Annotated in this window: 24 protein-coding genes; 12 read left to right on the top strand and 12 right to left on the bottom strand. The window is 69.2% G+C overall.

Translation table 11 applies throughout. From position 1 onward, the window contains the following. Positions 1-4: 4 nt before the first annotated feature. The 3 genes from E4V01_RS17950 to E4V01_RS17940 all read left to right on the top strand — a co-directional run bounded on the left by E4V01_RS17950 (position 5) and on the right by E4V01_RS17940 (position 2,838). Complete coding sequence (locus E4V01_RS17950) at positions 5-1,078, top strand: hypothetical protein (RefSeq protein ID WP_135299279.1); 1,074 nt, start codon at positions 5-7, stop codon at positions 1,076-1,078. A 360-nt stretch (positions 1,079-1,438) separates the two neighbouring features. Continuing rightward, positions 1,439-1,750, top strand: a complete 312-nt coding sequence (locus E4V01_RS26245) for a hypothetical protein (RefSeq protein WP_245517601.1) — start codon at positions 1,439-1,441, stop codon at positions 1,748-1,750. Between the two features lie 104 nt (positions 1,751-1,854). Continuing rightward, positions 1,855-2,838 carry a LacI family DNA-binding transcriptional regulator gene (locus E4V01_RS17940; RefSeq protein ID WP_135299277.1) on the top strand — a complete coding sequence of 328 codons (984 nt, stop codon included), beginning with the start codon at positions 1,855-1,857 and terminating at the stop codon, positions 2,836-2,838. Between the two features lie 124 nt (positions 2,839-2,962). Here the strand turns inward: E4V01_RS17940 and E4V01_RS17935 are convergent, their stop codons facing one another. The 4 genes from E4V01_RS17935 to E4V01_RS17920 all read right to left on the bottom strand — a co-directional run bounded on the left by E4V01_RS17935 (position 2,963) and on the right by E4V01_RS17920 (position 10,600). Continuing rightward, positions 2,963-6,130, bottom strand: a complete 3,168-nt coding sequence (locus E4V01_RS17935) for an efflux RND transporter permease subunit (RefSeq protein ID WP_135299276.1) — start codon at positions 6,128-6,130, stop codon at positions 2,963-2,965. Between the two features lie 94 nt (positions 6,131-6,224). Then, entirely contained in the window at positions 6,225-7,478 is a 1,254-nt protein-coding gene (locus E4V01_RS17930; RefSeq protein ID WP_135299275.1) for an efflux RND transporter periplasmic adaptor subunit, read from the bottom strand. A 341-nt stretch (positions 7,479-7,819) separates the two neighbouring features. Next, positions 7,820-9,625: a translation elongation factor 4 gene (gene lepA / locus E4V01_RS17925; protein WP_060768898.1), complete on the bottom strand. Its 1,806-nt coding sequence runs from the start codon at positions 9,623-9,625 to the stop codon at positions 7,820-7,822. Between the two features lie 159 nt (positions 9,626-9,784). Beyond that, positions 9,785-10,600, bottom strand: a complete 816-nt coding sequence (locus E4V01_RS17920; RefSeq protein ID WP_135299274.1) for a HugZ family protein — start codon at positions 10,598-10,600, stop codon at positions 9,785-9,787. 305 nt (positions 10,601-10,905) lie between these two features. On the opposite strand from E4V01_RS17920, the gene E4V01_RS17915 reads away from it, so the two are divergent. From E4V01_RS17915 to E4V01_RS17880, 8 genes are all read left to right on the top strand, one after another. Continuing rightward, the gene (locus E4V01_RS17915) at positions 10,906-11,619 is read left to right on the top strand and encodes a response regulator transcription factor (protein WP_060768896.1); all 714 of its coding nucleotides are present in this window, start codon (positions 10,906-10,908) and stop codon (positions 11,617-11,619) included. A gap of 28 nt (positions 11,620-11,647) precedes the next feature. Beyond that, positions 11,648-13,498, top strand: coding sequence for a sensor histidine kinase (locus E4V01_RS17910; RefSeq protein WP_135299273.1), 1,851 nt, complete (start codon positions 11,648-11,650; stop codon positions 13,496-13,498). Next, a complete protein-coding gene (locus tag E4V01_RS17905; protein WP_135299272.1) occupies positions 13,495-14,007 on the top strand; it encodes an HPr kinase/phosphorylase in 513 nt (170 codons plus the stop codon). The genes E4V01_RS17910 and E4V01_RS17905 overlap by 4 nt, the downstream gene beginning before the upstream one ends. A 125-nt stretch (positions 14,008-14,132) precedes the next feature. Beyond that, positions 14,133-14,534 (top strand): PTS sugar transporter subunit IIA, encoded by a 402-nt coding sequence (locus E4V01_RS17900; protein WP_003606016.1) that lies wholly within the window; start codon positions 14,133-14,135, stop codon positions 14,532-14,534. 133 nt (positions 14,535-14,667) lie between these two features. Continuing rightward, positions 14,668-14,991, top strand: coding sequence for an HPr family phosphocarrier protein (locus E4V01_RS17895; RefSeq protein ID WP_060768893.1), 324 nt, complete (start codon positions 14,668-14,670; stop codon positions 14,989-14,991). Between the two features lie 514 nt (positions 14,992-15,505). After that, on the top strand, positions 15,506-16,600 hold the full coding sequence (locus tag E4V01_RS17890; protein ID WP_060772163.1) for a glycosyltransferase family 4 protein: 1,095 nt from the start codon (positions 15,506-15,508) through the stop codon (positions 16,598-16,600). Positions 16,601-16,604: 4 nt separating this feature from the next. Further along, on the top strand, positions 16,605-17,693 hold the full coding sequence (locus E4V01_RS17885) for a glycosyltransferase family 2 protein (protein WP_135299271.1): 1,089 nt from the start codon (positions 16,605-16,607) through the stop codon (positions 17,691-17,693). A 59-nt stretch (positions 17,694-17,752) separates the two neighbouring features. Next, a complete protein-coding gene (locus E4V01_RS17880) occupies positions 17,753-18,802 on the top strand; it encodes a glycosyltransferase (RefSeq protein ID WP_135299270.1) in 1,050 nt (349 codons plus the stop codon). 119 nt (positions 18,803-18,921) lie between these two features. On the opposite strand, the gene E4V01_RS17875 is transcribed toward E4V01_RS17880, so the two are convergent. From E4V01_RS17875 to queD, 7 genes are all read right to left on the bottom strand, one after another. Continuing rightward, complete coding sequence (locus E4V01_RS17875; protein ID WP_135299269.1) at positions 18,922-19,215, bottom strand: hypothetical protein; 294 nt, start codon at positions 19,213-19,215, stop codon at positions 18,922-18,924. Between the two features lie 59 nt (positions 19,216-19,274). Next, positions 19,275-19,502 carry a hypothetical protein gene (locus E4V01_RS17870; RefSeq protein ID WP_135299268.1) on the bottom strand — a complete coding sequence of 76 codons (228 nt, stop codon included), beginning with the start codon at positions 19,500-19,502 and terminating at the stop codon, positions 19,275-19,277. Next, positions 19,503-19,685: a hypothetical protein gene (locus E4V01_RS17865; RefSeq protein ID WP_135299304.1), complete on the bottom strand. Its 183-nt coding sequence runs from the start codon at positions 19,683-19,685 to the stop codon at positions 19,503-19,505. Positions 19,686-20,077: 392 nt separating this feature from the next. Further along, entirely contained in the window at positions 20,078-20,929 is an 852-nt protein-coding gene (locus tag E4V01_RS17860; RefSeq protein ID WP_135299267.1) for a glycosyltransferase family 2 protein, read from the bottom strand. Positions 20,930-21,019: 90 nt separating this feature from the next. Beyond that, the gene (locus tag E4V01_RS17855) at positions 21,020-21,757 is read right to left on the bottom strand and encodes a PIG-L deacetylase family protein (protein ID WP_135299266.1); all 738 of its coding nucleotides are present in this window, start codon (positions 21,755-21,757) and stop codon (positions 21,020-21,022) included. Between the two features lie 10 nt (positions 21,758-21,767). After that, positions 21,768-22,499 (bottom strand): 7-cyano-7-deazaguanine synthase QueC, encoded by a 732-nt coding sequence (gene queC / locus E4V01_RS17850; RefSeq protein ID WP_060768887.1) that lies wholly within the window; start codon positions 22,497-22,499, stop codon positions 21,768-21,770. A gap of 2 nt (positions 22,500-22,501) precedes the next feature. Continuing rightward, on the bottom strand, positions 22,502-22,858 hold the full coding sequence (queD, locus tag E4V01_RS17845; protein ID WP_056197282.1) for a 6-carboxytetrahydropterin synthase QueD: 357 nt from the start codon (positions 22,856-22,858) through the stop codon (positions 22,502-22,504). An 830-nt stretch (positions 22,859-23,688) separates the two neighbouring features. Here queD and E4V01_RS17840 point away from each other — a divergent pair. Then, on the top strand, positions 23,689-24,930 hold the full coding sequence (locus E4V01_RS17840) for an FAD-dependent monooxygenase (RefSeq protein ID WP_135299265.1): 1,242 nt from the start codon (positions 23,689-23,691) through the stop codon (positions 24,928-24,930). A gap of 467 nt (positions 24,931-25,397) precedes the next feature. Here E4V01_RS17840 and E4V01_RS17830 read toward each other — a convergent pair whose 3' ends face one another. Continuing rightward, on the bottom strand, positions 25,398-25,865 hold the full coding sequence (locus tag E4V01_RS17830; protein WP_135299263.1) for an ABC transporter ATP-binding protein: 468 nt from the start codon (positions 25,863-25,865) through the stop codon (positions 25,398-25,400). Between the last annotated feature and the right edge of the window lie 111 nt (positions 25,866-25,976).

Here is a 25,976-nt window from a genome sequence, read left to right as displayed (position 1 = left end):
CGCTTTGCCCAGGCAGTTTCCGGCCGCCCTTGTCGTCGCGCTCGCGCTGGCGGTGCCCGCCCGCGCGCAAGAGGCGGCGAAAGATTTCCCCAAGGATCTCCCGAAGCCCGCCGCCCTGGTCTCCGACCGGGTCAAGGACGTGCCGGCCCTCACGCCCGGCGACGCCACGAGCCTCAAGCCCGGCACGGTGCTGTTCACCGACCACCGCGAGGCCGCCTCGGCCAATCCGGAGAGCGGGCTGATCGCTTTCGATGCGTGGCGGAAGGCGCGGGCCGCGGAGGCCGCCGCGCTGAGCCCCTGGCCCGGCTACGTCGAGCCCGACTACACCCAGACGGTGAACGGCGTCGCCAAGCCGCGCCACGAGACCCTGAAGGTCTACGTTGCGGAAGGCCGCTTCGTCGTGGCCAAGCCACCCTCCGCCATCGACCTGTCGGCTTTCGCCAATCTCGACTTCCTGGCCAAGATGGACCCGGTGATCCGCCACAAGCGGCTCGAACCGGCGGAGGTGACCCCGACCAAGGACCCGGCTGCCGCCTTTGCCAAGCGCCCCGACCGGCCCTGGTGCGGGGCGGGCGGCGTGTGCATCGAGTCGCGCTACGATCTCGAGGGCAAGCTGCCGCTCGGCGTGAAGCTCGCCAACAAGCTCGAACTCGGCAGCTCGAAGAAGGTCGCGGAGTTCGTCTCGTTCCAGAGCGAGTTACGGGTGCTGCCGCCGGCCGAGGCCGCGGGTCTCGCGGCGCTCACGAAGATCGACACGCCCGTGGCGGGCGGGCTCGAACAGACGATCTTCTGGGTCAATCAGATCCTGCGCTTCGGCAAGTTCCTGGCGGTGATGCAGCCGGCCCCCGACGATCCGAACCGGACCGTGGTGACGACCTACATGGCCCTCGCCATCAAGGCCGACGTGCTGGAGCGCAAGCAGGAATATGCCCGCGTGCCTGTGCTGAAAAACCTGCTGCCGGTGCAGGTGCTGATGGGCAATTCCTCGTTCAACACCGGCACCTCGATCAGCGCCGGCGTGCCGACCTACGCCCGCAACCGCATCGTCGCCTTCGCCGACGCCCTGGCGAAGCGGTAACGCACATCCGCCCGTGTCACCTGTCTCTCACAAAAGTGTGAGCAGGAAGGGGTCTGTAACCGGAAGGGCACAGACACGCGCTGGTATACTGGATAAAGTACAACGACTCGTTCCTGAGACCGCGAGTTACCTCATCCGGCGCGCCCCATAGGCGCGCCGCTTTTTGTTGGGGCTGATCCCCCGTTCTGCTCGCCGGTGAAATCTGATGCTTGGCGCCATCCATTGAAGGCGTGAGCTGGTCGGCCGGTTCGTCTCGCAACGCCACGGTGCGATGGCGACGGCCTCGTCCTGAATCCGACGGGTGAGGCAGCTCAGCACGGTGGTTTGGGTGTTCGACTGCGCAGCGCGGGCGACCACGAGATGGGCGACTGGGCCGTCGGGCCCTTCGATGCCGCCGGGGATCTGGAAGAGGGCGAGTCCGTTCTCACGCACCAGAGGGCAGTCATCGACCATGCCGCACGGGATGACGACGCCGTGGCCGAGACAGGTATCCGCTATTCCCTCGCGGCGCGGCTTGCTGGCACCGTAAGCGCCGTCGATACAGCCGGGGGCGTCAGCGCGGGCATGGCGCGCGCTCAACCTAAGACCTGCCCCGTCTGGCTTTGCCGGGAGCATTGGTCATCGTCGGCGTTTGGGCCTGATCTGTTGTTCTTAGTGAAAACGTTCTACTGAAAAGGTGTCCGGAAAGGGCTTGGATCAAAGTACAGGCTAATGCTTGCTCGCCGTGTTGCGGGATGGCAGAACTTGTTCATGCCGGTGAAAACGTTTTCCATTCGATGAGCGTCGGAATCCGCGACGTGGCCCGCATGGCGGGTGTCTCGACGGCGACGGTGTCGCGCGCGCTGGGGCGTGGGCCGGTGAGCGCCGCCCTGCGCGAACAGGTCGAGGCAGCGGTGCGAGCCACCGGCTACCGGCCGAACCTCTCGGCCCGGCGCCTGCGCTCGAAGGCGGCGCAGACCATCGGCCTGATCGTCGCCGACATCCGCAACCCGTTCTTCACGGCGGTGAGCCGGGCGGTGGAGGATGCGGCCTACGCTGCCGGGATGCGGGTAATCCTGTGCAACACCGACGAGGATCCGGCCCGCGAAGCGATGTACCTCCGCCTGATGGAGGAGGAGCGCGTCACCGGCGTGATCTTCGCGCCCACCCGCACCACGGCGGAGGGGCTGACGGCGAACAGCCTGTCCTTCCCGACGGTGTTCATCGACCGCTCGGGCCTGCCCGGTGCCCATGACAGCGTGGTGCTCGACAATGCCGCCGCCGCCTCGGCCCTGGTCGATCACCTCGTGGCGCAGGGCTTCCGGTGCATCGGTGGCCTGTTCGGCTCCACCAGCTCGACCGCGCGGGAGCGTCAGGCCGGCTACGAGACCGCTATGGCCCGCTCCGGCCTCGCGCCGCTTGCCCGCACCGTGGCACCGAACGCGGCGGCCGCGGAAGCGGAGGCGGCGCGCTGGCTGTCACAGCCCGACCGGCCCGAGGCGCTGATCCTCTCCAACGGTCTGACGCTGATGGGGGCGGTGCGCGCGGCCCGGACCCTCGGGCTCGCCGTGCCGAAGGATCTCGCGCTCGCGGGCTTCGACAACGAGCCTTGGACCGATCTGGTCGAGCCCGGCCTGACCGTGATCGAGCAGCCCGTGGCCGAAATCGGCACCCAAGCGATGCGCCTCCTGTTCGAGCGGATCGAGCATCCGGGCCAGCCGGTGCGCAAGGTGACGCTGAGCGGGCGGGCGGTGCTGCGGGGCTCGACGCGGCGGGGGTGATACAGTCCCCGTTTGATTCGAGCGGTGACTGTCTCAGCAAGCCCCGCGCGGGCGCCCGAGCGACAGACGAAAATTCACTTTGCGAAGCAACGCGCCGGAGCGCATTGAGGGGCGCTGACGCCCCTCAATGCGCTCCGGCGTGGGAAGCCTGCGCCGCCGCGACCCGGTCCGAGGCCTCGGAATGCACGGCGGGCTTACGGCGCGAGAAGGTAAGGATCAGCACCGGCAGCACGAGCAGGATCAGCAGAGGTGCCAGCGCCATGCCGCCCACCACCACCAGCGCCAGCGGCTTCTGCACCTGCGAGCCGACCCCGGTGGAGAAGGCTGCGGGCAGCAGGCCGACGCCGGCCACGACGCAGGTCATCACCACGGGGCGCATCTGCGTGTAGCAGGTGTGCAGCATCGCCGGCACGCGCTGCACGCCCGCGGCGAGGAGGTCGTTGTAGAAGGACAGCACGATGATGCCGTCCATCACCGCGATGCCGAGCAGCGCGATGAAGCCGATCGCCGCCGAGACGCTGAACGAGGTGCCGGTCAGCGAGAGCGCCAGGATACCGCCGGCCATCGCCATCGGGATCACGCTGAGCGCGAGCAGCGAGTCCACCACAGACGAGAAGTTCATGAACAGCAGGATCGCGATGATGCCGATCGCGATCGGCACGGTCACGGAGAGGCGGGCGATCGCGCCCTTCATGTTGTTGAACTCGCCGACCAACTCCAGCCGATAGCCCGGCGGAAGCGTCACCTCCTTGGCGACGCGGGCGCGCGCTTCCTCGATGGTGCTGCCGAGGTCGCGTCCGCGCACGGAGAACTTCACCGGCAGGTAGCGCTCCTGCGCCTCGCGGTAGATGTAGGCGGGGCCGGAGACGAGCTCGACCCGCGCCACCGCACTCAGGGGGAACTGCACGGGCGCGCCGTTGGCCGGGCTCTGGCCGGCGATGCGCAGGTTGGCGATCGCCTCGATGCTCTGGCGGAATTGCGGCGCAAGCCGCACCATGATCGGGTAGTGCCGCTCGGAGCCGGGATCGTAGAGATCGCCGGCCGAGTCGCCGCCGATGGCGGTGCGCACCGTGGTGTTGATGTCGCCCGGCGTCAGGCCGTAGCGGGCGGCGCGCACCCGGTCCACGTCGATCTCGATGGTCGGCTGGCCGAGCGACTGGAAGACCGCCAGATCCTCGACGCCTCGGACCGTGGAGAGCACCTTCATCACGCTTTTCGCGCTGTCGGTGAGTTTCTGCAGATCGTTGCCGAAGATCTTGAACGAGTTCTCGCCCTTGATGCCGGAGACCGCCTCGGCGACGTTGTCCTGAAGGTACTGCGACAGGTTGAAATCGACGCCGGGGAAGGCGGTCTGGAGCTTGTGCAGCATCTCCTCGGTGAGTTTCTCCTTGTCCACGCCGGGGCGCCACTGTTCGAGCGGCTTCATCGGCGCAAAGAACTCGGCGTTGAAGAAGCCGGCCGCGTCGGTGCCGTCGTCCGGGCGCCCGTGCTGCGAGACCACGCGCTCGACCTCGGGCAGCGAGGCGATGATCTTGCGCATCTCGTTGACGTAGCCGTTGCTCTCACGCAGCGAGATCGTCGCCGGCATGGTGGCGCGGACCCAGAGATTGCCCTCCTCCAACTTCGGCAGGAATTCCGAGCCGAGGTTGCGCGCGGCCAGTCCCACGCCGACCGCGATCAGCGCCACGCAGGCCACCGTGACGAGCCGGGCGCCGAGCGCCGCGCGCACCGCCGGGCGGTACATCCGGTCGAGGGCGCGCACGAGGATCGTCTCCTTCTCCTCGATATGGGCGGGGAGAAGGTAGGCGGCGAGCGCGGGCGTGACGGTGAAGGTGGCGATGAGGCCGCCGAGCAAGGCGTAGGCATAGGTCGTCGCCATCGGCCCGAAGATGTGGCCCTCGACGCCGGTGAGCGTGAAGAGCGGCAGGAAGCCGGTGACGATGATCGCCGCGGCAAAGAAGATCGAGCGGCTGACATCGCCGGCCGCGAGCGCGATCCGCCCCGATTTCGCGTCCAGTCCCGGCGGCGGGTAGCCGGGAATGCCGTGGCCCGACAGGCGCCGGAAGATCGCCTCGACCATGATGACGGTGCCATCGACGATGAGGCCGAAATCGAGCGCGCCGACCGAGAGCAGGTTGGCGGATTCATCGCGCGCCACGAGGATGACGACGGCAAAGAACAGGGCGAAGGGAATCGTCGCCACGACGATCAAGGCCGAGCGCAGGTTGCCGAGGAACAGCCACTGAATCGCGAGGATCAGCAGAATGCCCACCACCATGTTGTGCAGCACGGTGTGGGTGGTGACCGCGATCAGGTCGGCGCGGTCGTAGATGCGCTCGATCGTGACGCCCGGCGGCAGGATGCCGGCGGCCTCGATCTTGGCGACCTCCGCCTTCACCGCCTCGATCGAGGGCGTGCTCTTCTCGCCGCGGCGCATCAGGACGATGCCCTGGACGATGTCGTCCTCGTCGTTCATCCCGGCGATGCCGAGCCGCGGCTGGTGGCCGATCGTGACGGTGGCCACATCCTTGACCAGCACCGGCGCGCCGCCGACCTGGGTCAGCACCGTGCCGTTGATGTCGTCGATGTCGCGGATCAGGCCGACCGCGCGCACCACCGCCGACTGGCCGCCGATGGCGACGCGGTTGCCGCCGACATTGAGGTTGCTGTCGTTGAGGGTCTTGACCACGTTGGCGAGGGAGAGGCCGTAGGCCATCAGCCGGTCGAGATCGACCGAGAGCTCGATGGTCTTGGTCTTGCCGCCCCAGCCGATGGCATCGATCACGCCAGGCACCGCGCGGAAGCGCTTCTTCAGCACCCATTCCTGGAGCGTGCGCAGGTCGAGCACGCTGTAGCCTGGCGGCGCCGTGAGCTTGTAGCGGAAGATCTCGCCGATCGGGCTGATCGGCGAGATGGTGGGCTTCGCACCGGCGGGCAGCGGATCGAGCTGCTGCAGGCGGTTCAGCACCTGCTGCTCGGCCTGGAGGTAGTCGAACTCGAAGCCGAACTGCAGCTTCACGTCGGACAGGCCGTAGAGCGAGATCGTCCGCACCTGTTTGAGGTTCGGCATGCCCGAGGTGATCCGCTCGATCGGGATCGTGACGTAGCGCTCGATCTCCTCGGCCGAGAGGCCGTCGGTCTGGGTCACGACATCGACCATCGGCGGGGTCGGGTCGGGATAGGCCTCGATGTTGAGGTTCTGGAAGGCGGCCAAGCCGCCGACCACGAACAGCACGAAGGCGAGGATGACGAGGGGCCGTTGCCGGAGCGCGAGCGCGACGATGCCGTTCATGGGGGCGGTTCCAACCTCGCGCCGTCGGGCGCGGCCGGGGACGGCCCCGGCTCGGAATGCTTGTGTTCGCGGAGAAACGGTGGGCCGGGCTTCCTCAGCCGGGCTGGTCGGTCATGCCGTCGATGAACAGGGCGCCCTTCGAGATCACCCGCTCGCCGAGCGCGAGCCCTTCCGTGACCTCGATGTCGTTGCCGTCGAGGAACCCGGTTTTCACCGCGCGGCTCTCGACGGTGTTGCCGGCGCCGAGCACCCAGACCCGCGCCTTGTCGCCCTCGAAGATCACCGCTTGGCGCGGCACGGCGCGGGAGACGGTCTCGCGCTCGTTGATGATGTGGACACTGGCATACATCTCGGGCTTCAGGAGGCCCTTGGAGTTGTCGACCTCGGCGCGCACGACGATGCGGCGCGTGGCGGGATCGACCGAGGCGCCGATGTAGTTGATCCGGCTCTCGAAGGTCTGGTTCGGGTAGGCGAGGGTTCGGAAGCGGATGCGCTCGCCGAGATCGACCTTGGCCGCGTCGGTCTCGCGCAACTGCGCGACGATCCAGACCCGGCCGAGATCGCCGATGAGGTAGGAGGGGTCGGAGCCGCCGGTGTTGATGTACTGGCCCGGGCCGATCTTGCGCTGGATCACGGTGCCGGAGAGCGGCGCATTGATCGTCGTCTCGGGGTTGATCGCGCCCTTGGTCTGGAGCGCCTTCATGTCGTCGTCGGCGAGCCCGAGGATGCGCAGGCGGTTGCGCACCGCCTCCAGGCCGACCTCCGCCGTCTTGGCGTCGTTCTGCGCCGTCGTGAGGTCGTTCTGCGCGGTCTGCAATTCCTTCAGCGTGGTCACGCGGGAATCGTAGAGGTCGTGCAGGCGCTTCTCGGTGTTGGTGGCGTAGGAGAGCTGCGAGCGCGTCTTGTTGAGCACGTTCAGCGCCGCGAGGAAATCGTTCTGCGCCTGGACCATCTCATTGGCCTGGAGCGAGAACAGCTTGTCGCCCTGCTTCACCTGTTCGCCGGAGCGGGCGAAGATGGTGATGACCCGGCCCGCATAGGGCGAGAAGACGGGCGTCGCGCGGTACTCGTCGACGCTGATCTTTCCCTCTGTGGCGATGTCCTCGTAGAACAGCCGCTGCTCGACCGCCACGGTGGTGACGGTGGCGAGTTGGCTCTCGGTGAGCACGAAGCGCCCCGGTGCGGTGGCCGTCACGGCGGCCGGCATCGGCACGGCGGCATCGACTTCCTTCGGGCGGCCGTACCAGAGGGCGGCGGCCGCGCCGGCCCCCAGCACGCAGGCAACGAGCAACTGCGTCCGCAGCCGCACCGCCCGCGGCGTCAGATCTTCCTCGTGCGCCCCGCCCATTTGCGTCTTGATCCCGTTTCGACCCGGCGCCTCGATGCCACCGAACGGCGCGCCGCATGCCGGATGATTCGGCTTTCGCTTGCGCGCAACCGAAGCTCCCGAATTACGCCGTTACCGTGGCGGCTTGACGGGGGTATGACGCGACCGGTTTCTTACAAATGAAAGAAGGGCGCCGATTCGACACGCGGGAGGGATTTTTTCGATTGTTGCTCGTGCGGCTTCGTCGCCGCGGCCTTGCCAGCCCCTTCTCCGACTGCTGTGACGCTCTCATGCCGAGCTTCCGCTCGGCGCCTCAGCATGAGGAGCGCCGAGATTGCCAAGCAACTCCGTTGAACCGGTTCTCAATCGTCCATCTTCAGCGCGGCGATGAAGGCTTCCTGTGGGATCTCCACGCGGCCGAACTGGCGCATGCGCTTCTTGCCTTCCTTCTGCTTGTCCAGAAGCTTGCGCTTGCGCGAGATGTCGCCGCCGTAGCACTTGGCGGTCACGTCCTTGGACAGCGCCCGGATGGTCTCGCGGGCGATGATCTTACCGCCGATGGCCGCCTGGACCGGGATCTGGAACAGGTGACGCGGGATCAGATCCTTCAGCTTCTCGCACATCGCCCGGCCGCGCGACTCGGCGCGGGTGCGGTGGACGAGCATCGAGAGCGCATCGACCGGCTCGGCGTTCACCAGGATCGACATCTTCACGAGGTCGCCTTCGCGGTAATCCGAGACGTGGTAGTCGAACGAGGCGTAGCCCTTCGAGATCGACTTCAGCCGGTCGTAGAAATCGAACACGACTTCGTTGAGCGGAAGGTCGTAGACGACCATGGCCCGCTTGCCGACGTAGTTGAGGTCGATCTGGACCCCGCGCCGGTCCTGGCACAGTTTCAGCACGCCGCCGAGATACTCGTCGGGCGTGAGGATCGTGGCGCGGATCCACGGCTCCTCGACCGTCTCGATCTTCATCGGGTCGGGCATGTCGGCCGGGTTGTGCAGCTCCTTGTGCTCGCCGTCGCGCATCAGCAGGCGGTAGACGACCGACGGCGCGGTCGAGATCAGGTCGAGGTTGAACTCGCGCTCCAGCCGCTCCTGGATGATCTCGAGGTGGAGCAGGCCGAGGAAGCCGCAGCGGAAGCCGAAGCCGAGCGCGGCCGAGGTCTCCATCTCGTAGGAGAAGCTGGCGTCGTTGAGCCGCAGCTTGCCCATGGCACCGCGGAGCGACTCGAAATCGGCGGCGTCCACGGGGAACAGGCCGCAGAACACGACCGCCTGAACCTCCTTGAAGCCCGCGAGCATCTGCGTGGTCTGGCGCTTGTCCTCGGTGATGGTGTCGCCGACGCGGGTGTCGGCCACCTCCTTGATCGAGCCGGTGAAGAAGCCGACCTCGCCGGGGCCGAGTTCGCCGATATCGGCCATCTTCGGGCGGAACACGCCGATGCGATCGACGCCGTAGGCGGCGTCCGCGCCCATCATGCGGATGGTCATGCCCTTCTTGAGCACGCCGTCGACGATGCGCACGAGCACGACGACGCCGAGATAGACGTCGTACCAGCTATCGACCAGCAGCGCCTTGAGCGGCGCCTCGCGGTCGCCCTTCGGGGCCGGCAGGCGGGTGACGATGGCCTCCAGCACCGCCTCGATGTTGAGGCCGGTCTTGGCCGAGATCGGCACGGCCTGGGAGGCATCGAGCCCGATCACCTCCTCGATCTGCTCCTTGACCCGGTCCGGCTCGGCGGCCGGCAGATCGACCTTGTTGAGGACGGGCACGATCTCGTGGTTGGCGTCGAGCGCCTGGTAGACGTTGGCGAGCGTCTGCGCCTCGACGCCCTGGCTCGCGTCCACCACCAGCAGCGAGCCCTCGCAGGCGGCCAGCGACCGCGACACCTCGTAGGCGAAGTCGACGTGGCCGGGCGTGTCCATCAGGTTGAGGATGTAATCCTTGCCGTCCTCCGCGCGGTATTCCAGGCGCACGGTCTGGGCCTTGATGGTGATGCCGCGCTCTTTCTCGATATCCATCGAGTCGAGCATCTGCTCGCTCATGTCGCGCAGCGCCACGGTGCCGGTCGTCTGAATCAGCCGGTCGGCGAGCGTCGACTTGCCGTGGTCGATATGCGCGACGATGGAGAAGTTGCGGATGTTGTCGATGGTGCGGGTGGTCATCGGGGTCTCCGGCACGGCGGTCCCGTCGCGGGGCTGACGCGGCGCACGGCAGGTTTGTCGGGATTGTCCGGGCGGAGATAGCAGCGGCGGGCACGCACGCCAAGGCGGGGGGCGCCGCGGGCGCTTGCCTTGTTTGCGCGGCGGGCCTGCCGAACGGGCTCAGGCCGGCCCGGCGGGCTTAGGGGCGGCCTCGGCCGCGGAGCCGGCCCGCGCTGCGGCCGCCATCGCCACGAGGCTCTTGCGCAAGGCGCCCATGTCGCGCACCGGCTCGGGGTAGGGCACCCGCGCCGTGCGGTCGCCGGCCATCAGGTCGAGCCCCTCCGGATCGAGCCCGGTGAGCCGCCAGCCGCTGCCGGGCTCGCCGGCGCCCGCGGCGTAGAGGGCGAGCGCGTCGGCGTGATCCGCGTTCATATGCTCGACGGCGCCGCGCTCGCCCGCGACGATGGCCTCGGCGCCGGCCATGTCGAGGAGCAGTTCCTGCGGCGTCAGGGTCGCCGCCTTGGCAAAGCCGCCGTTGAGGTGGCCGGCCGTGGGAGCGAGGGTGAAGAAGCCGAAATCGGGGAAGTCGGCGTAGAGCTTCGCCTTTGGGTGGCGGGCCAGGAAGCGCTCGCGGATCCGCGGCTCGTCGGAGCGCGCGGCGCGGCCCGTCACCGTCAGGCGCGGATGGGCAAGTGGATCGCCCTTGCCGCCCACCGAGAACAGCAGCGAGGCGCGCGGGTCGTGATCGAGGTTGCGCGTGTGCGCCGAGAGACGCGAGAGCAGCATCACCGGCGTGCCGTCGTTGTCGGTGGCGAGGGTGACGAGGGAGGCGAAAGGCGTGCCGTCGGCCGCGTCGATCGTGGCGAGCGCGCCCGATCGCACGCTGCGCAGAAGATACCGGGCAAGCCCGATCGCATCGAACGGGGCTTCCGAGGCGGGCAGCGGTTCGGCCGGCCGGCGCCGTTCCCCCGCAGGCGGCATCGCGTCGTTGGCCATGAAAGCATTCCTTCCCGGTTTCGGGCTGGAGCATAGCGCGGCGCGAGCGCTCCGCACGAGGGGCGATGCCGGCGCTGGGCGCGGCGCGTTGTCCGCCCTTTTTCCCCATCCCAACGCTCTTATCCAAGCCATCCGGCACGGCCAAGCTTAGACTGCCGCTCGCTTTTTTCGAACGATGGTCGTAAAGGACGAGACCCTCCGCACGGCTGGCGGTCCCCGATTTGCGGGTACCGAGCCTCGCCGTTGCGGGCCCCGCCAAGGACGCGCCAGGGGCGGCGCGCGCGCCGTCAAGTCAGGGAAACTGCATGCCCACGATCGCCCTCGTCGACGACGACCGCAACATCCTGACCTCCGTCTCGATCGCGCTGGAGACCGAGGGTTACCGCATCCAGACCTACACCGACGGCGCCTCGGCGCTGGACGGTCTGCGTCACTCCCCGCCCGATCTCGCCATCTTCGACATCAAGATGCCGCGCATGGACGGAATGGAGCTTCTCAGGCGCCTGCGGCAGAAATCGGACCTTCCCGTGATCTTTCTGACGTCGAAGGACGAGGAGATCGACGAGCTGTTCGGCCTCAAGATGGGCGCGGACGACTTCATCCATAAGCCGTTCTCCCAGCGCCTGCTGGTCGAGCGGGTGAAGGCGGTGCTGCGCCGCTTCGCCCCCAAGGACGCCACCCCGGGCGCGGCCGCCCGCGACGCCGAGGCCGCCGCCCGCTCGCTCGAGCGCGGCCAGCTGATGATGGACCCCGAGCGCCATACCTGCACCTGGAAGGGCGAGCCGGTGACGCTGACCGTCACCGAGTTCCTGATCCTCCAGGCGCTGGCCCAGCGCCCCGGCGTCGTGAAGAGCCGCAACGCCCTGATGGACGCGGCCTACGACGATCAGGTCTATGTCGACGACCGCACCATCGACAGCCACATCAAGCGGCTGCGCAAGAAGTTCAAGGTGACGGACCAGAGCTTCGACATGATCGAGACGCTCTACGGCGTCGGCTACCGCTTCAAGGAGGGTTGAGGCGATTCCCCCGCGGTCCCGTCCGTCGATGCTCGCCCCCCTGTCCCGCCAGCCCGATTCCGATGAGGCCCACGCGCGCCGCGGCGTCCTCGCGCGGCTCGTCGGCTCCCTCACCCGCCCGCCCCTGACTTGGCCGCGCGACCTCTGGAACGCGGTCGGCCAGCGCGCCTCGTCGAGCCTGACGCGCCGCATCGTGGTGCTCAACCTCGTCGGGCTGATCGTCCTCCTGTTCGGCTTCCTCTACCTGAACCAGTTCCGCCAGGGGCTGATCCAGGCGCGCGTGCAGAGCCTGCTGATCCAGGGCGACATCATCGCCGGCGCCATCGCCGCCCAGGCCTCCGTCGACACCGACACGATCCGCGTCGATCCGGACAAGCTCCTGCAGCAGCAGGCCGGCGAGGGCCGGGAATTCGACGACGATCCCGCCTCGCTCGCCTTCTCGCTCAATCCCGAGAAGGTCGCGCCGCTTCTGCGACGCCTCGTGACCCCGACGGGCAACCGCGCCCGGGTCTACGACAGCGAGGGAAGCCTGCTGTTCGACACCCGCACGCTCTACGCCCGCGGCGATATCGGCCGCAGCGAGACCGTGGTGAAGCCGCCCAAGCCCAACGTGCTGGAGCGGATCTGGGATTTCGTCGGCACCCGCATTCTCGGCCTCGTCATCAGCGAGCGCTCGGCCCAGGAGGAGGCGGGGCCGCAGGACGGGCGCGCCTTCCGCGAGGTCCAGGCGGCGCTCAAGGGCTCGCGCGGCACGATCTCCCGGCGCAACGAGCGCGGCGAGACCATCGTCTCGGTGGCGGTGCCGATCCAGCGCGCGGGCTCGGTGCGCGGCGTGCTGATGGTCTCGACGCAAGGCGGCGACATCGACCGGGTGATCGCCTCCGAGCGATTCGGCCTGCTCCAGGTGTTCCTCGTCGCGGCCGCCGTGATGCTGGTGCTGTCGATCCTGCTCGCGGGCGCCATCGCCGGGCCGGTGCGGCGCTTGGCCGACGCCGCCGAGCGGGTGCGCCGGGGCATCAAGTCGCGCCAGGAGATTCCCGACTTCACGAGCCGCACCGACGAGATCGGCCACCTCTCGGGTGCGCTGCGCGACATGACGCAGGCGCTCTACCGGCGGCTCGACGCCATCGAGAGCTTTGCGGCCGATGTCAGCCACGAGCTGAAGAACCCGCTGACTTCGCTCCGCAGCGCCGTCGAGACCCTGCCGCTGGCCAAGACCGACGAATCGCGCGGCCGGCTGATGCAGATCATCCAGCACGACGTGAAGCGCCTCGACCGGCTCATCTCCGACATCTCCGACGCCTCCCGCCTCGACGCGGAGCTCGCCCGCGCGGAGGCGCGCCGGGTCGATCTCGGCAAGCTCCTGACCACCGTGACATCGGTGGCGAACGAGCGGCGCCGCGCCAAGGCGGCGGTGATCCAGTTCGACATCGAGCGGCCGAGCGGCGAGATCGAGGACCCGTTCCGCATCATCGGCCACGACAGCCGCCTCGGGCAGGTCGTCAACAACCTGCTCGACAACGCCCGCTCGTTCTCCCCGCCCGGCGCCAAGGTGCGGGTGGCTTTGCGCCGCCTCAAGAACGAGGTCGAGTTCGTGGTCGAGGACGAGGGGCCGGGCATCCCCGAACACGCCGTGGAGCGGATCTTCGAGCGCTTCTACACCGACCGGCCCGAACAGGGTTTCGGCCAGAATTCCGGGCTCGGCCTGTCGATCTCGCGGCAGATCATCCAGGCCCATCACGGCTCGATCCGCGCCGAGAACCGGCCCGGCCCGGCCGACGAGGAGGGGCACCCGACGGTGCGGGGCGCCCGCTTCATCGTGCGCCTGCCCGTAGCCCCCCGGGCCGACCGCTACGGCGACGACGACCTCGCGGCATGAGCGGGGAGGGCGCCGCGCCGGGGCGACCCCGGGAGACGGTGCATGCGAGCTGCGTCCTCCTCGACGAGGCCGGCCTGCTGATCCGGGGGCCGTCCGGCTCGGGCAAGTCGGCGCTCGGCCTCGCTCTGCTCGACCGCTTCTTCCTGGAGGGGCGCCATGCCCGCCTCGTCGGCGATGACCGCATCCGGCTGGAGGTCCATCACGGCCGCGTCGTGGCCCGGCCCCATCCGGCGCTCGCCGGCCTGATCGAGATCCGCGGCCTCGGCCTTCGCCGTCTGGCGGCGCATGCACCGGCCGCGGTGCTGCGCCTCGTGGTCGATCTCGTGGTGGAGGCCGAGCGCCTTCCCGATAACGCCGCGACCACCATGCTTCTCGGGGTCGAGCTGCCCCGCCTCGCCCTTGAACCGCGCCATCCCCGCGAATACCTGATCCGTGAGGCGCTTCGAGCCGGCGTGGCAATGCGGACGCACCCGGCGGCTCTTGTGCCCGGCGGTGTCCACGATGTGTAGCGCGGCTGCCGCGGCCGTGTCATGGTGAGCCCGTTGTGTCGCGCAAAACGACGCGACCCGCTTGCGCTTCACCTTGCGCTGCACAAGATGGCGTCTCCGCTCACAGGGCGTTGGAACACGCTTCGATGATTGGAATGGTGCTCGTCACACACGGGCTGTTAGCGACCGAGTTCAAGGCCGCCCTGGAGCATGTCGTCGGCCCTCAAAAGCAGGTCGAGACGATTACGATCGGCCCAGAGGACGACATGGAGCTGCGCCGCGGCGACATCATGTCCGCCGTCGGTCGGGTCAACTCCGGTCAGGGCGTCGTGGTTCTCACCGACATGTTCGGCGGTACGCCGTCGAACCTCGCCTTGTCGTGCATGAACGGCGGCCAGGTCGAGGTGGTCGCCGGGATCAACCTGCCGATGCTGATCAAGCTCGCCAGCGTGCGCGAGGCCGAGAGCCTGGGCGACGCCGTGCTCCATGCGCAGGAGGCGGGCCGCAAGTACATCAACGTCGCCTCGCGGGTTCTTGCGGGCAAGTAGCCCGGTCTCACCCCCGCACGGCCTTTTCTTCGCCCCGCTCCCGGCTTAACCACATCGTCCCGCATCCGGAACGGCGCGCCTCGACGCGTCGCCGGTCCGCACCGAAGCGGCGGGGGAGGGAGTGCCAGGGGCGATGGGAGAGAGCGTGGACGGCGAGGTCGAGCCGCAGCCGGAGGTGCCCGAGGGTGGCCTCGTCCGGATCTTGCCGATCATCAACCGCCGCGGCCTGCATGCCCGCGCCTCGGCCAAGTTCGTGCAGACGGTGGAGCGCTTCACCGCCGCCGTGACGGTGACCCGCGGCGGCGAGACCGTCGGCGGGCGCTCGATCATGGGTCTGCTGACGCTGGGGGCCGCCAAGGGCACTTCCATCGCCGTGGTCGCCGTCGGCGACGACGGGCAAGCCGCTCTCGACGCGATCGAGGCGCTGCTCGCCGACAAGTTCGGCGAGGACGAGTAGTCCTCAGCCGCTCCGTCTCGCGCGGCAAGGCGATCCTGGGCGCGACGGCGCCGCTCGTGCTTGCGAGCGATGGTGTCGCTCATCGCCTCGTATGGTTCGCGCCAGACCAGCCGCTCGCGCCGTCGCAGGTGGTGAAGTCGTCCATCAATCCTTCCCGACGCGCTGAGGCACGGCGCGGACGGTTAGAGCTGACACCCATGTAGAGCGTCCCATCGCGGCACGGGCCGTGATGTCGACGACAGGTCGCCGCGTCGATCGCGCCTCGGGCCATAGCGTTTCCGGGCACAATCCGCGCGCAGGTTACTGCCCGAACGCGGCTGGCGCGGTGCTTGGCGGCGGCACACACGAATTTGGGACCCGTCCGCAACCTGCGGCACTTTTATTCCCCAAGCTCTCCATTTCCTGAAGGGTTCGTTCATCGGGCGTTCCTAGACGAACGGCGATGGTGCGGCTGGAAGCCTGGCCGTTGGACTCATCCCAGAGTCCTTCCCGCCACCGACGTCGGACAATGCCCTTGAAGATCGCCGTCATCGCCCATCTCAAGTTCCCGATCGGACAGCCCTATCTGGGCGGCCTCGAGATGCACACGCATCACTTGGCCGGCGCGCTGCGGGCGCGGGGGCACCGGGTCACGCTCTTCGCCTCGGAGGGCTCCGACCCGGCGCTGGTGCCGAACCCCGTCTGCCCGCCGACCGGCGACGCCCTGGGCGATCCCGTGGCCTGCGAGCGGATCGAGCGCGCCGAACTCGTGGCCTACGAGCGGATCATGGAAGCGGTCGCGCGCGGCGGCTTCGACATCGTGCACAACAACAGCCTGCACGATCTGCCGCTGCGCGCGAGCCACACGCTCCCCGTGCCGATGACGACGGCGCTGCACACGCCGCCTTTCGAATCGCTGGCCGAGGGCGTGCGCGCAGCCAAGCCCGGCATGATCTTCGCCGCCGTCTCGCCGTCGCTGGCGCAGGAATGGCAACCGCTCGTGCCGGATGCCCGCGTCATCGGCAACGGCATCGACCTCTCGACCTTCGCCTTCAGCCCCAAGGCCGACCCGGCGGGCTACGTGTTCTGGAGCGGGCGGATCGTGCCGGAGAAGGGCACGCATCTGGCCATCGACGCGGCGCGCCGCGCCGGGATCCCCCTGCGCTTTGCCGGCCCGCAGCCGAATCCGCGCTATTGGAACGAGTGGATCGCCCCGCGTCTCGGAGCGGATGCGGCCTATGTCGGACACCTCTCCCACCGGGAGCTGGCCCGCCAGCTCGGCGGGGCGCGGGCGGCCATCGTCTCGCCGCGCTGGGAAGAGCCGTTCGGCCTCGTCGTCGCCGAGGCGCTGGCCTGCGGCACCCCGGTCGCCGCCTTCGGCCGCGGCGCGATCCCCGACATCGTTGATCGCTTCTCCGGCGCGCTCGCGCCCGCCGACGACGTGGCGGCGCTGGCCCGCGCGATCCAGCGCGCCGTCGGCCTCGACCGCCGCGCCTGCCGCCGCCGGGCCGAGACGCTCTACGACGCCCAGGTGATGACCGACGGCTACGAGGAACTCTACCGCGAGGTGTTGGCGGGGGCGCCGGTCCAGAGTTCCCGCGCCGCCCTCTTCGAACGCCCGGCGGCCTGACACGATGCCCGCGCCCTCCAGCCCGGCCGTCGTCTGCATCCCGGCCCGCAACGAGGCCGAGCGCCTGCCACGCCTGCTGCGGGCGCTCGCCGCGCAGGAGGGATTCTCGGCGGCCGCCCCCCTGAAGGTCGTGATCGTCAGCAACAACTGCACCGACGGGACGGTCGAGGCGGTGCGCGCGCTCGAAAACTCTGGCGCGCTCGACACCCTGGCGCTGCGCCTGATCGAGGCGACCTTCGCCCCGTCCGAGGCCCATGTCGGCACCGCCCGCCGCCGCGCCCTCGATGCGGGCGCCGAGTGGTTGGAGAGCGAGGGCGCGCCGGACGGCGTGCTGCTCACCACCGATGCCGATGCGCGGCTCGCCTCCGGCTGGGTCGCGGCGAACCTGCGCGCCTTGGAGAACGCCGAGATCGTCGGCGGCAGGCTCGTGATCGACGACGAGGATCGGGCCGACCCCGCGCTCGCCGTCTTCCACGCGCGGGTCGAGCGCTACTGGTCGGGTGTGCGCGCGCTGGAAGACGCCCTCGATCCGCCGTCCCACGACCCGGCGCCGCGCCACGGCGACCATACCGGCGGAAGTCTCGCGCTCCGGGCCTCGCTCTATCGCGCCGTCGGCGGCCTGCCGGCTCTGCCCCGCGGTGAGGACAACGCCCTGGTCGCCGCGGTTCAGCGGGCGGGCGGGCGCCTGCGCCACTGCCCCGCCGTGTCGGTGCTCGTCTCGGCCCGCACCGCCGGACGGGCCGAGGGCGGCATGGCGACCGAGATGCTGCGCCGTGCCCGCGTCGTGCGCGAGGGCGAGGCCTACCGGCTGCCGGTGGCCGCCCACTGGCAGCGGATCATCCTGCGCCGGGCCGCTTTGCGCCGCGCCTATCGCGAGGGCGCCGCGCCGTCCGCCCTGCACGCGCTCGGGCTCGATGCGGACGACCTCGCCGCCATCGATCCGGCGGCCTGCCCCAACGACATCGCCTTCGTGGAGCGGGCCCATGCCCGCCTGGATGCGCGGGACGGCCCCGCGCCGGAATGCGGCCTCGACGAGGCGCTGGCGGCCCTCGAAAACCTTGCCGCGGCCCTGGGGCGCGATAAAGCCGCCTGACGCCGGCCTGTCGTCCCGGCGGTCTTGCCGCCTCGCGCCGCACTTGTCTCGGAGCCCGCATGACGCGTCCGGTCGGCTACTACGTCCACCATCAGGGCGCCGGGCACCTGCAGCGGGCGATCACGCTCGCACGGGCGCTCGAGGCGTTCGGGCGGCCCTGCACGCTGATGGGCAGCTTTGCCGGGCTCGACATCTCAGGCGCGCCGGGCCCCGTCCTCGACCTGCCCGACGACCGCCTCGATCGGAGCTTCGACGGGCAGGACGGCGTGGGGCAGCGGCCCGAATGCTTCCACTACGTGCCGCTGAACCATCCGGGCATCCGCGCGCGGATGGGCCGGATCGCCGCCTGGGCGGCGGAGAACGACCCGGCGCTGATCGTCGTCGATGTCTCGGCCGAGGTGGCGCTGCTGGTCCGGCTCCTGTCGGTGCCGAGCCTCGTGGTGCGCCTCTCCGGCACCCGCACGGACCCGCCGCACCTGGAAGCGTTCCGCGCCGCCTCGCGGCTGCTGGCCCCCTTTCCCGAAGCCCTCGACGGCGGCGACGTGCCGGCCTGGATGCGTGAAAAGACTATCTATGGCGGCTTCCTCGGGGGGGCTCCGGCGGGGGCGGTCTCCGAGGAGGATGGGCGCATCGTCGTGGTGTTCGGGCGTGGCGGCGAGGGCGGGCGTCTGGACAGGCTCGCTCAGGTCGCCAACGCCGTCCCGGACCGGGCTTGGCACGTCCTCGGGCCGGTGACCGGCGCGGGCGCGGTTCCGAAAAACCTGCATCTCCACGGATGGGTCACGGATGTGCGCCCACATCTCGTCCCGGCCTCTCTCGTGATCGGGGGGGCGGGCGACGGGCTCGTCACCGTCGTGGCGGGCCTCGGCAAGCGCTTCCTGTGCCTGCCGGAGCCGCGCGCCTATGACGAGCAGGAGGCCAAGGCGGAGGCGCTGGAACGGCTCGGCGCGGCCGTCGTCCAACGCGGCTGGCCCGATCCCGCGGCGTGGGCCCCCCTCGTCGCCCGCGGGCTCGCCCTCGATCCGGACGTGGTTCGGCGCTTCGCCGAGCCCGACGCGCTGGCGCGGACAGCCGCCGCGATCGAGACCCTGTGCCGGGATGCGGGCTGACGAGCGCTCCGGCCCGTCGACCCTCCGGGCCGGAGCGGGCGCGAGGATCGCAAGATATAGGATCGCGGCGGCGGGCACTCACCCAACGGCCGCGCCTCCATGCTCCGTGGCCGGGCCGATCAGCGCTTGGGCGTGTAGCTCGGGTCGCTGATGCGGCGCAGGTTCTCCGGCGGCGTCTCCGCCTCGGTGGCCTCGACCGACTCGATGCTGCCGCCCTCGATCGAATCACGCCGGTCGAAGTCGGAGGCCGTGCGCGCCACCTGGGCCTCCCCGCCCGGATCCTCCTGGAGGGCGCGCTGGAGATCGGCGGGGCGGGCGACGTCGAGGGGACTGTCCTGCCCGAAATCCTGCCCGTTACGGTCGGCATTCGCGTTGAAGTCGCGCAGGGAATCGTGCTTGCGGCTCTCGTCCATAGCGGTTCTCCTGATGCGGAGCGGATCGTTCCGCTCGATGTCGGTGCAGTGCGCTGCCGTTAATGAGAGCGGTCGGTGCGGTCGGGGGCATGGCCCGGGCCGCGATGGGCGTGGAGCGCGTCGCGCTCGCCACCGCCTCTGGACACGCCGGACTTGGAGCCGTTCGTCGGGCTGCCCGGTGTCGGCCCGTGATCCGGATCGGCAGAGGGCTTCGACCGGTCCTGATGGCTGCTGCCCGGCCCGCCATGGTGACGGTCGGCGTTGGGATGCGTGCTGGAGGTGCTCATTCAGCGATCCTGCTGATGACCCTGATGGGTGGTGCTGATCTTCGAGTTGCCCGCTTGGCCGATCTTGTCCGGGTCCTTCGTCTGCGACGAGGTTCGGCCCTGGGTGGTCGCGGTCTCGGGGGCGCTTCCCTGCCCCTTGTCGGAGCGGTTGGCCGACGGAACGGGCGGGGGCTTGGCGGTCAGCGAGGCTCCTGGGTTCAAAGGAGAGATGAGATCCCCGGAGAACCAGCCGCATCTCAAAGAGTTCGCGCCGAGTGCCGAAAACTTTTTACGCGATGCGGCGGATCATCGCGCCACAGTACAAGAGATAGGGCCGGAATGATCGGCGCTACACGTGCGTGCGAGCCGTCAATGCTACGCTGCGCCACGGATGTTGCTTGGCAGGATCATGGGGCGGGCCGAGCCCACGCGACCGAAACTGTAACGGCGCGTCATCCATGATGGGAGGCCGATCCGCCGTCCGGCGGCGAAAATCCCGCGTGACGCCCGGAGCCTCTTTGAGGCCGCCGCTCCGCTTGTGCCTCTCAAGCTAAGGTCGTGAACGGGATCGACGGCATCCGCGCCCCAAAAACCGCTCAGAACGGCCGCTCGGGTGGCACGCGCGCGGCGGCGATCTCCTCCGGGCTCGGGCCGCGCAGGAGGGTGATGTCGGGCTCGCGGCTTTCGCCGATCAGGCCGAGCCGGGCGAAGGCATCGAGCCAGCCGTCCATCGGCCAGAGCCCGTGCCGGGCGCGGAAGCGGCGCGCGTTGCGGACGATGTCGGCGAAGTGCTGGAGCGGCGGGTCGCAGGAGAGGTGATGCTGGTGGAAGGCCGGCGGTGCGCCCGCCAGCAGAACCGGCACGCCGATTTCGGCCGCGCGGAAGGCGAGATCGGTATCCTCGGCGCCGTAGCCGTCATAGCCCTCGTCGAACCCGCCGAGCCGGTCGTAGGTCGAGGCGCGCACCGCGAAGGCGAGCGACCAGAACAGGCCGGGATTCTTCGTCTCCGCCACGCCGCCGTTCGGGAAAGTCCGGGCCGGGTGGAGGAGCCCGGCCCGCAGGAGGTCGGCCTCCTGCCAGCCGTCCTGCACCGCGCCCGCGGGCAGGTAGCGGATCGGCCCGCAGACGAGGCCGTCATGCGCGGCCGCCGCCGCGGCCAGCGCCGGCACGAGGCCGGCGGAGGGGATGCAATCGACGTCGAGGAAGACGAGGATGTCGCCGGAGGCCGCCGCCCGGCCGGCATTGCGCGCGGCGGCGAGCGGCAGGCCGGCGCTCGGGAAGGCGATCGGCCGCAGCGGGAACGGCGTTGCGGGCAGCGGCTCGGGGGCGGGGCCCATCTGGACGACGACGCATTCGGCGGGGGCAGGCCCGCGGGCGAGCCCCTCGATCAGTCGGGCGAGATGGGCGTCGCGCCCCTTGTTGAGCGTGACGACGCTGATGGTGCTCACGGGGATTCCGGTTCGGGCCAAGCTTTACGGTCGTACCCGTCCTGCCAGCCCCAACCTGAAACCCAAATGAAGAGGGGCAGCGAAAGGGGATCAGCGCAGCGCGATGTACCACTCGTGCGGGCCGCAGAGCCGGTCGATCATCGCCGGCTGCAACTGGAAGCCGGACGGATCGTCCGTGATCAGCCCGGAGACCTGCGAGGCATGCGCCTCCACCGCCCGGCGCTTGGCCGCGCGCTCGTCTTCCACCGTAAGGCGATAGCCTTCGGGGGGCGGTCCGACCTCGCGCTCGGGCGGCAGGGTCCAGCCCCAGACCGGGTAGGCATAGGCCGCGATATCGGGAAGCCGCGCCTTCGCGAGATCGACGATGGCGGCGGAGGCGGTGTGGTCGCAATGGGGATCGTGCCGCCAGGTCACGAACAGGGCGCTCGCCCCGGCCTCTCGGGCGATGTCGGCGATCCGGTCCGCCGCCGCCTCCGCGCCTGCGCCCTCGCTCGGCACGCCGCCATCGGGCAGGCGCAGGAAATGGACATGCTCGGAGCTCAGCCCGAGTTCGGCCATCGCCGCCACGGTCTCCGCCTCGCGCAAGTCCCGCAGGCGGTCGTGCGGATAGGCCTTGGAATTCGGGTGCGAGCCGCAGCCGTTGCTGACGATGACGACGCGGACAGTTCGGCCCTCTCGCACGGCCTGCGCGATCAGCCCGCCGCAGCCGAGGCTCTCGTCGTCGGGGTGGGGCGCGACCACGACGAGGCCGCCCTCGTCCGGCACCAGAGTGGCGAGAGGGGCGATGGGCAGGGCCTTCACGGCCTCGAGGAAGGCGTCTGCACGCATGGGAAGCCTCCTATTCCGCTCGCGCGGCGAGATAACGCGAAAACCCCTTGGCGCGCAGGTCACAGGCCGGGCAGGTGCCGCAGCCGTAGCCCCAGGCGTGGCGCGCCCCGCGCTCGCCGAGATAGCAGGTATGGCTCTCCTCGACGACGAGATCCACGAGGGCGCGTCCGCCCAAGCTTTCCGCGAGCGCCCAGGTCTGCGCCTTGTCGATCCACATCAGGGGCGTGTGCAGCACGAAGCGGCGCTCCATGCCGAGGTTGAGCGCGACCTGCAGCGCCTTGATCGTGTCGTCGCGGCAATCGGGATAGCCGGAATAGTCGGTCTCGCACATGCCGCCGACGATGTGGCGCAGGCCGCGGCGGTAGGCGAGCGCGGCGGCGAAGGTGAGGAAGGCGAGGTTGCGGCCGGGCACGAAGGTGTTGGGTAGGCCGTCGCGCGCAAACGCGATCGCGCTGTCGCGGGTCAGCGCCGTGTCGGAGATCTCGCCGAGCGCGGCAAGCGCCAGCGTATGATCCGGCCCGAGCCGGCGGCCCCAGGCCGGATCGAGGGCGGTCAGGCCCTGCCGCAAAGCCGCGCGCCGATCGAGTTCGACCCGGTGGCGCTGGCCGTAATCGAAGCCGAGCGTCTCCACATGCGCGAAGCGGTCGAGCGCCCAGGCGAGGCAGGTCGCCGAATCCTGGCCGCCGGAGAACAGCACCAGGGCCCCGGCCTCACCATTCGCCACGGCCGCGTCCTCCGGCATGGTCAGTCGCCCTCGTATTCGGCCCAGGAATAGGGCGTCTCGAAGATCCGCACGCTGGAAAGCCCCGGAATCGCCGGCTTGGCGCGATGCCAGATCCAGGCCGCGATATGCTCGGCGGTGGGATTCTCCAGCCCCTCGATCTCGTTGAGGCAATGGTGGTCGAGCCGCTCCAGGAGTGGGGCGAAGGCGCTCTCGATGTCGTAGAAATCGACCACCCAACCGCTCGTCGGATCGACCGCGCCCGCCACCGTCAGCTCCACGCGGTAGGAATGCCCGTGCATGCGGTGGCAGCGATGGGTCTGCGGCACGTTCGGCAGGCGGTGGGCCGCCTCGAAGGTGAAGGCCTGGGTGATCTTCATCGCGGGATCTTCACGAGGTCCGGAACGGTCCCGCCGCGGACAGCGCAGCGGGTTGACGGCGGCCGGCCGGCGCACCGAGATCGTGGATATGTCACCACATCGGCCGAAATGCACCCTCTATCCGGTCTTTGCGGCCGCAAGGCCGCGTAGGGTGATCGACCGGCGCGGCCCCTCGAACCGAGCCTGCCTCGTCGCCTGGGACCGCTCGGACGCTTCGTTCGAGATCGGGCGCTGGTTCAAGGGGAGGCTGCAAAGGGCGTTCGGACCCGATCGCGCGTGGAAGCACGATCGTCACCCGTCGGAGCACGCAGCGCTGGCGGCCCGGCCCTGGGGTGAGCGTCGATCAACGAACGCGGGTGCGACGGTCGGCCGGAGGCGGCTCCGACGCCCAAGCGGGCTGGGGAGAGATGTCACGCCCATCCCGGCGCGCGAAGCAGCGATCGTGGCCCGTTGGGGTTACGGCCACCATCCATAATCGACGTTGCGCGCGTTGGTTGTTCATCTCAAGCTCTCGTCGCCAGCTTTCGTCGCGCTGCCACGACTGAACTGTCGCGCAGGATGCTCGTCAGCATTCCTGCACCCTTCAAAAGCCGCCGGTGCTCGCGCTGCATGCAGAAAGAACTCCTGTCGTCGCGAGTGCGGCAGCCAAATTACACATAAAATCATGGCCTGGAGCCGTATCCGACCTGATTGCATCAGGCTGGCGGCTCTCGGTCGTTGTTTTGATGCGTAGTCTTTCGACGAACCGGTGGCCGCTCCTTCGGAATGCGGTCTGGCCGAGTTGTCTCATGTCATGATGCAGGAAGCATCAGGCGAGATGGAGAGTCTTGATGAAGATCTCATGCGTCGGTGCGGGGCCTGCCGGATTGTATTTCGCGATCGTGATGAAGCGGCGCAACCCGAACCATGAGATCGTCGTCCACGAGCGAAACCCGGCGGGAACGACACATGGGTGGGGCGTCGTCTTCTGGGACGATCTTCTTGCCACCCTGCGGACCAATGATCCGGACAGCGCGCAGGCGATCGCGGATCAGGCGGTTCCCTGGTCCGGGCAAGTGGTCGACGTCGAAGGGCAACCGCCGCTTCGCTACGGAGGCGGGGGCTACGGCCTGTGCCGTCGTCGCCTCCTGCAGATCCTCATCGAGCGGGCGCTCGCGCTCGGCGTCGATGTACGGTTCGAGAGCGAGATCAGCGAACTGGGTCAGGTCGCCGATGCCGACCTCATCGTGGCGGCCGACGGTGTCGCGAGTCGGTTGCGTCGGCACCGCGCGGATCGGTTCCGGCCGCAGATCGAAGCCGGCCGCAACAAATACCTCTGGCTCGCAACGACACAGCGATTCCCTTCCTTCACGTTCGGATTCGTTCCGACCAGCGCCGGATGGGTCTGGTTTCACGCCTACTCCTTCAAGGAGGGAATGAGTACGTTCATCGTGGAATGCGCACCGGAGACGTGGAATGGTCTCGGTCTTGGCACGATGGTCGCGGATGCCGAATTGCGGGTGCTGGAAAGTATCTTTGCCAAGTATCTCGACGGTCACGAACTGATCAGCCGCGATGGCCATGGCAACACACTGCCATGGTCGAGCTTCCGCAGGTTGGCCAACCGAAAGTGGCACGCGGACAACTTGGTGCTGATCGGCGACGCCGCGCATACGACACATTTCACGATCGGTTCGGGAACGCGTCTGGCCATCGACGACGCGATCGCGCTCGCCTCGGCCTTGAGCGAGCACGACAGCCTTCCCCGCGCCCTCGACGCGTTCGACCATCGACGCCGCCGCGCCCTCGCTCGCGTGCAACGCGATGCGCGGCTGAGTGCGGAATGGTTCGAGAACCTTCCACGCTACATCCGCTACAACGCACCCACCTTCTTCAGGCTCCTGCTCGCGAGACGCTCTCGTCTGCTGAAGCGGATGCCTGCGAGACCATACCTGTATTTACGTGGTCAATTAACCAAACTGAGGGGTCGCCCGGCCTCACCTCTCGCTCGGATCGGCGGACCCGCGCACCCGTTCGGATCAAAAGCCAATCGCGGCATCGCCGGAGCCGAACCGGGAACCCCCCGCCATTGATGCTGACAGCGCCGTAGCGGGCTGAGCACGGCTCATCCGTCGAGCCGCTGGATTCGGATCGACACCAAAGTCGGCGAGGGCACCCGCGTCGTGCTGAGCCTTCGAGGCCTCACAGCCCGTTCGGCACCGTCTCACCGCCTCGCGCTGCCGGAGTCTCGCCCGGACTCGCGTCTGCTTCGTCGCCCTGAACTGGCCAGGGTGGAAAAGGCATCCAGTCCGTGAACGCGTCCGATGCGTAGCCGTGGTCGCACGAAGCGACCCGCCAGGGCTCGCTGTCACCGAAACGGCGCGGATCCCAGCGAATGACGGCTCGGCGGTCCGGCTCGCCCCGGTTGATGGCGATGATCCAGCGGCCATCACGGGGCGCCCGATCCATGATCCGCCAGCTCCACATCGATCAATCCTCGGATCCTCAGACCTGGGGACCCTTAACGCTGGACCAGGTCAGACCGTTCGGTCGCCTCGACCTAAATCCTCGGTCGCTCGTCAGCCCGGCTGGCGCTCGGAGGCTGGTGTTTATGGATCGGCCGGAGCGGACCGTTGAAGGGGCCCGGCTTCATGCCGTGTTCGCGGGCGCGCTCCCCGATCAGCGCCTGTCCGCCCAAGAGAGAGGCGATCGGCGCGGACTGCATCTCGACACTGTTGAGGGCGCGCCCGATCTGACGCCCCTCCCACCAGAGTTCGGCGAAGAGAACGGCGAGGACCCCGAGCAGCCCCCAGGTCATGAGATCCCAGCCGAGGATGTACACGCCGTAGGGTGGCGACAGCGCGGTGCCGAGATACGACAGGCCGATCGCTGCTGCGAAGCCGAGGACGAGGATCAGGGGCAGGCGGATCATCAGGCGCCGGTAGTGGCGCAGGGCGAGGTTGAGTTCCTCGACGGAGGAGTGATCGAGCTTGAGCGTGGCGTCCGGCGTGGTGGAATCGGGCGTCATCGGGCATCCTCTCGGCCATGCGCAGGCCGGCCGCGGTTGCGCGCGAAGGTGGTCGAGGTTGACGGCGGATGCAACCGCCGGCCGCACCTGTTCCGCCTGCCCACCCACCTG

It is taken from the genome of Methylorubrum sp. Q1, assembly GCF_004683995.1.
Classification (GTDB): Bacteria; Pseudomonadota; Alphaproteobacteria; order Rhizobiales; family Beijerinckiaceae; genus Methylobacterium.
This window is presented reverse-complemented; position numbering and strand designations above follow the sequence as displayed.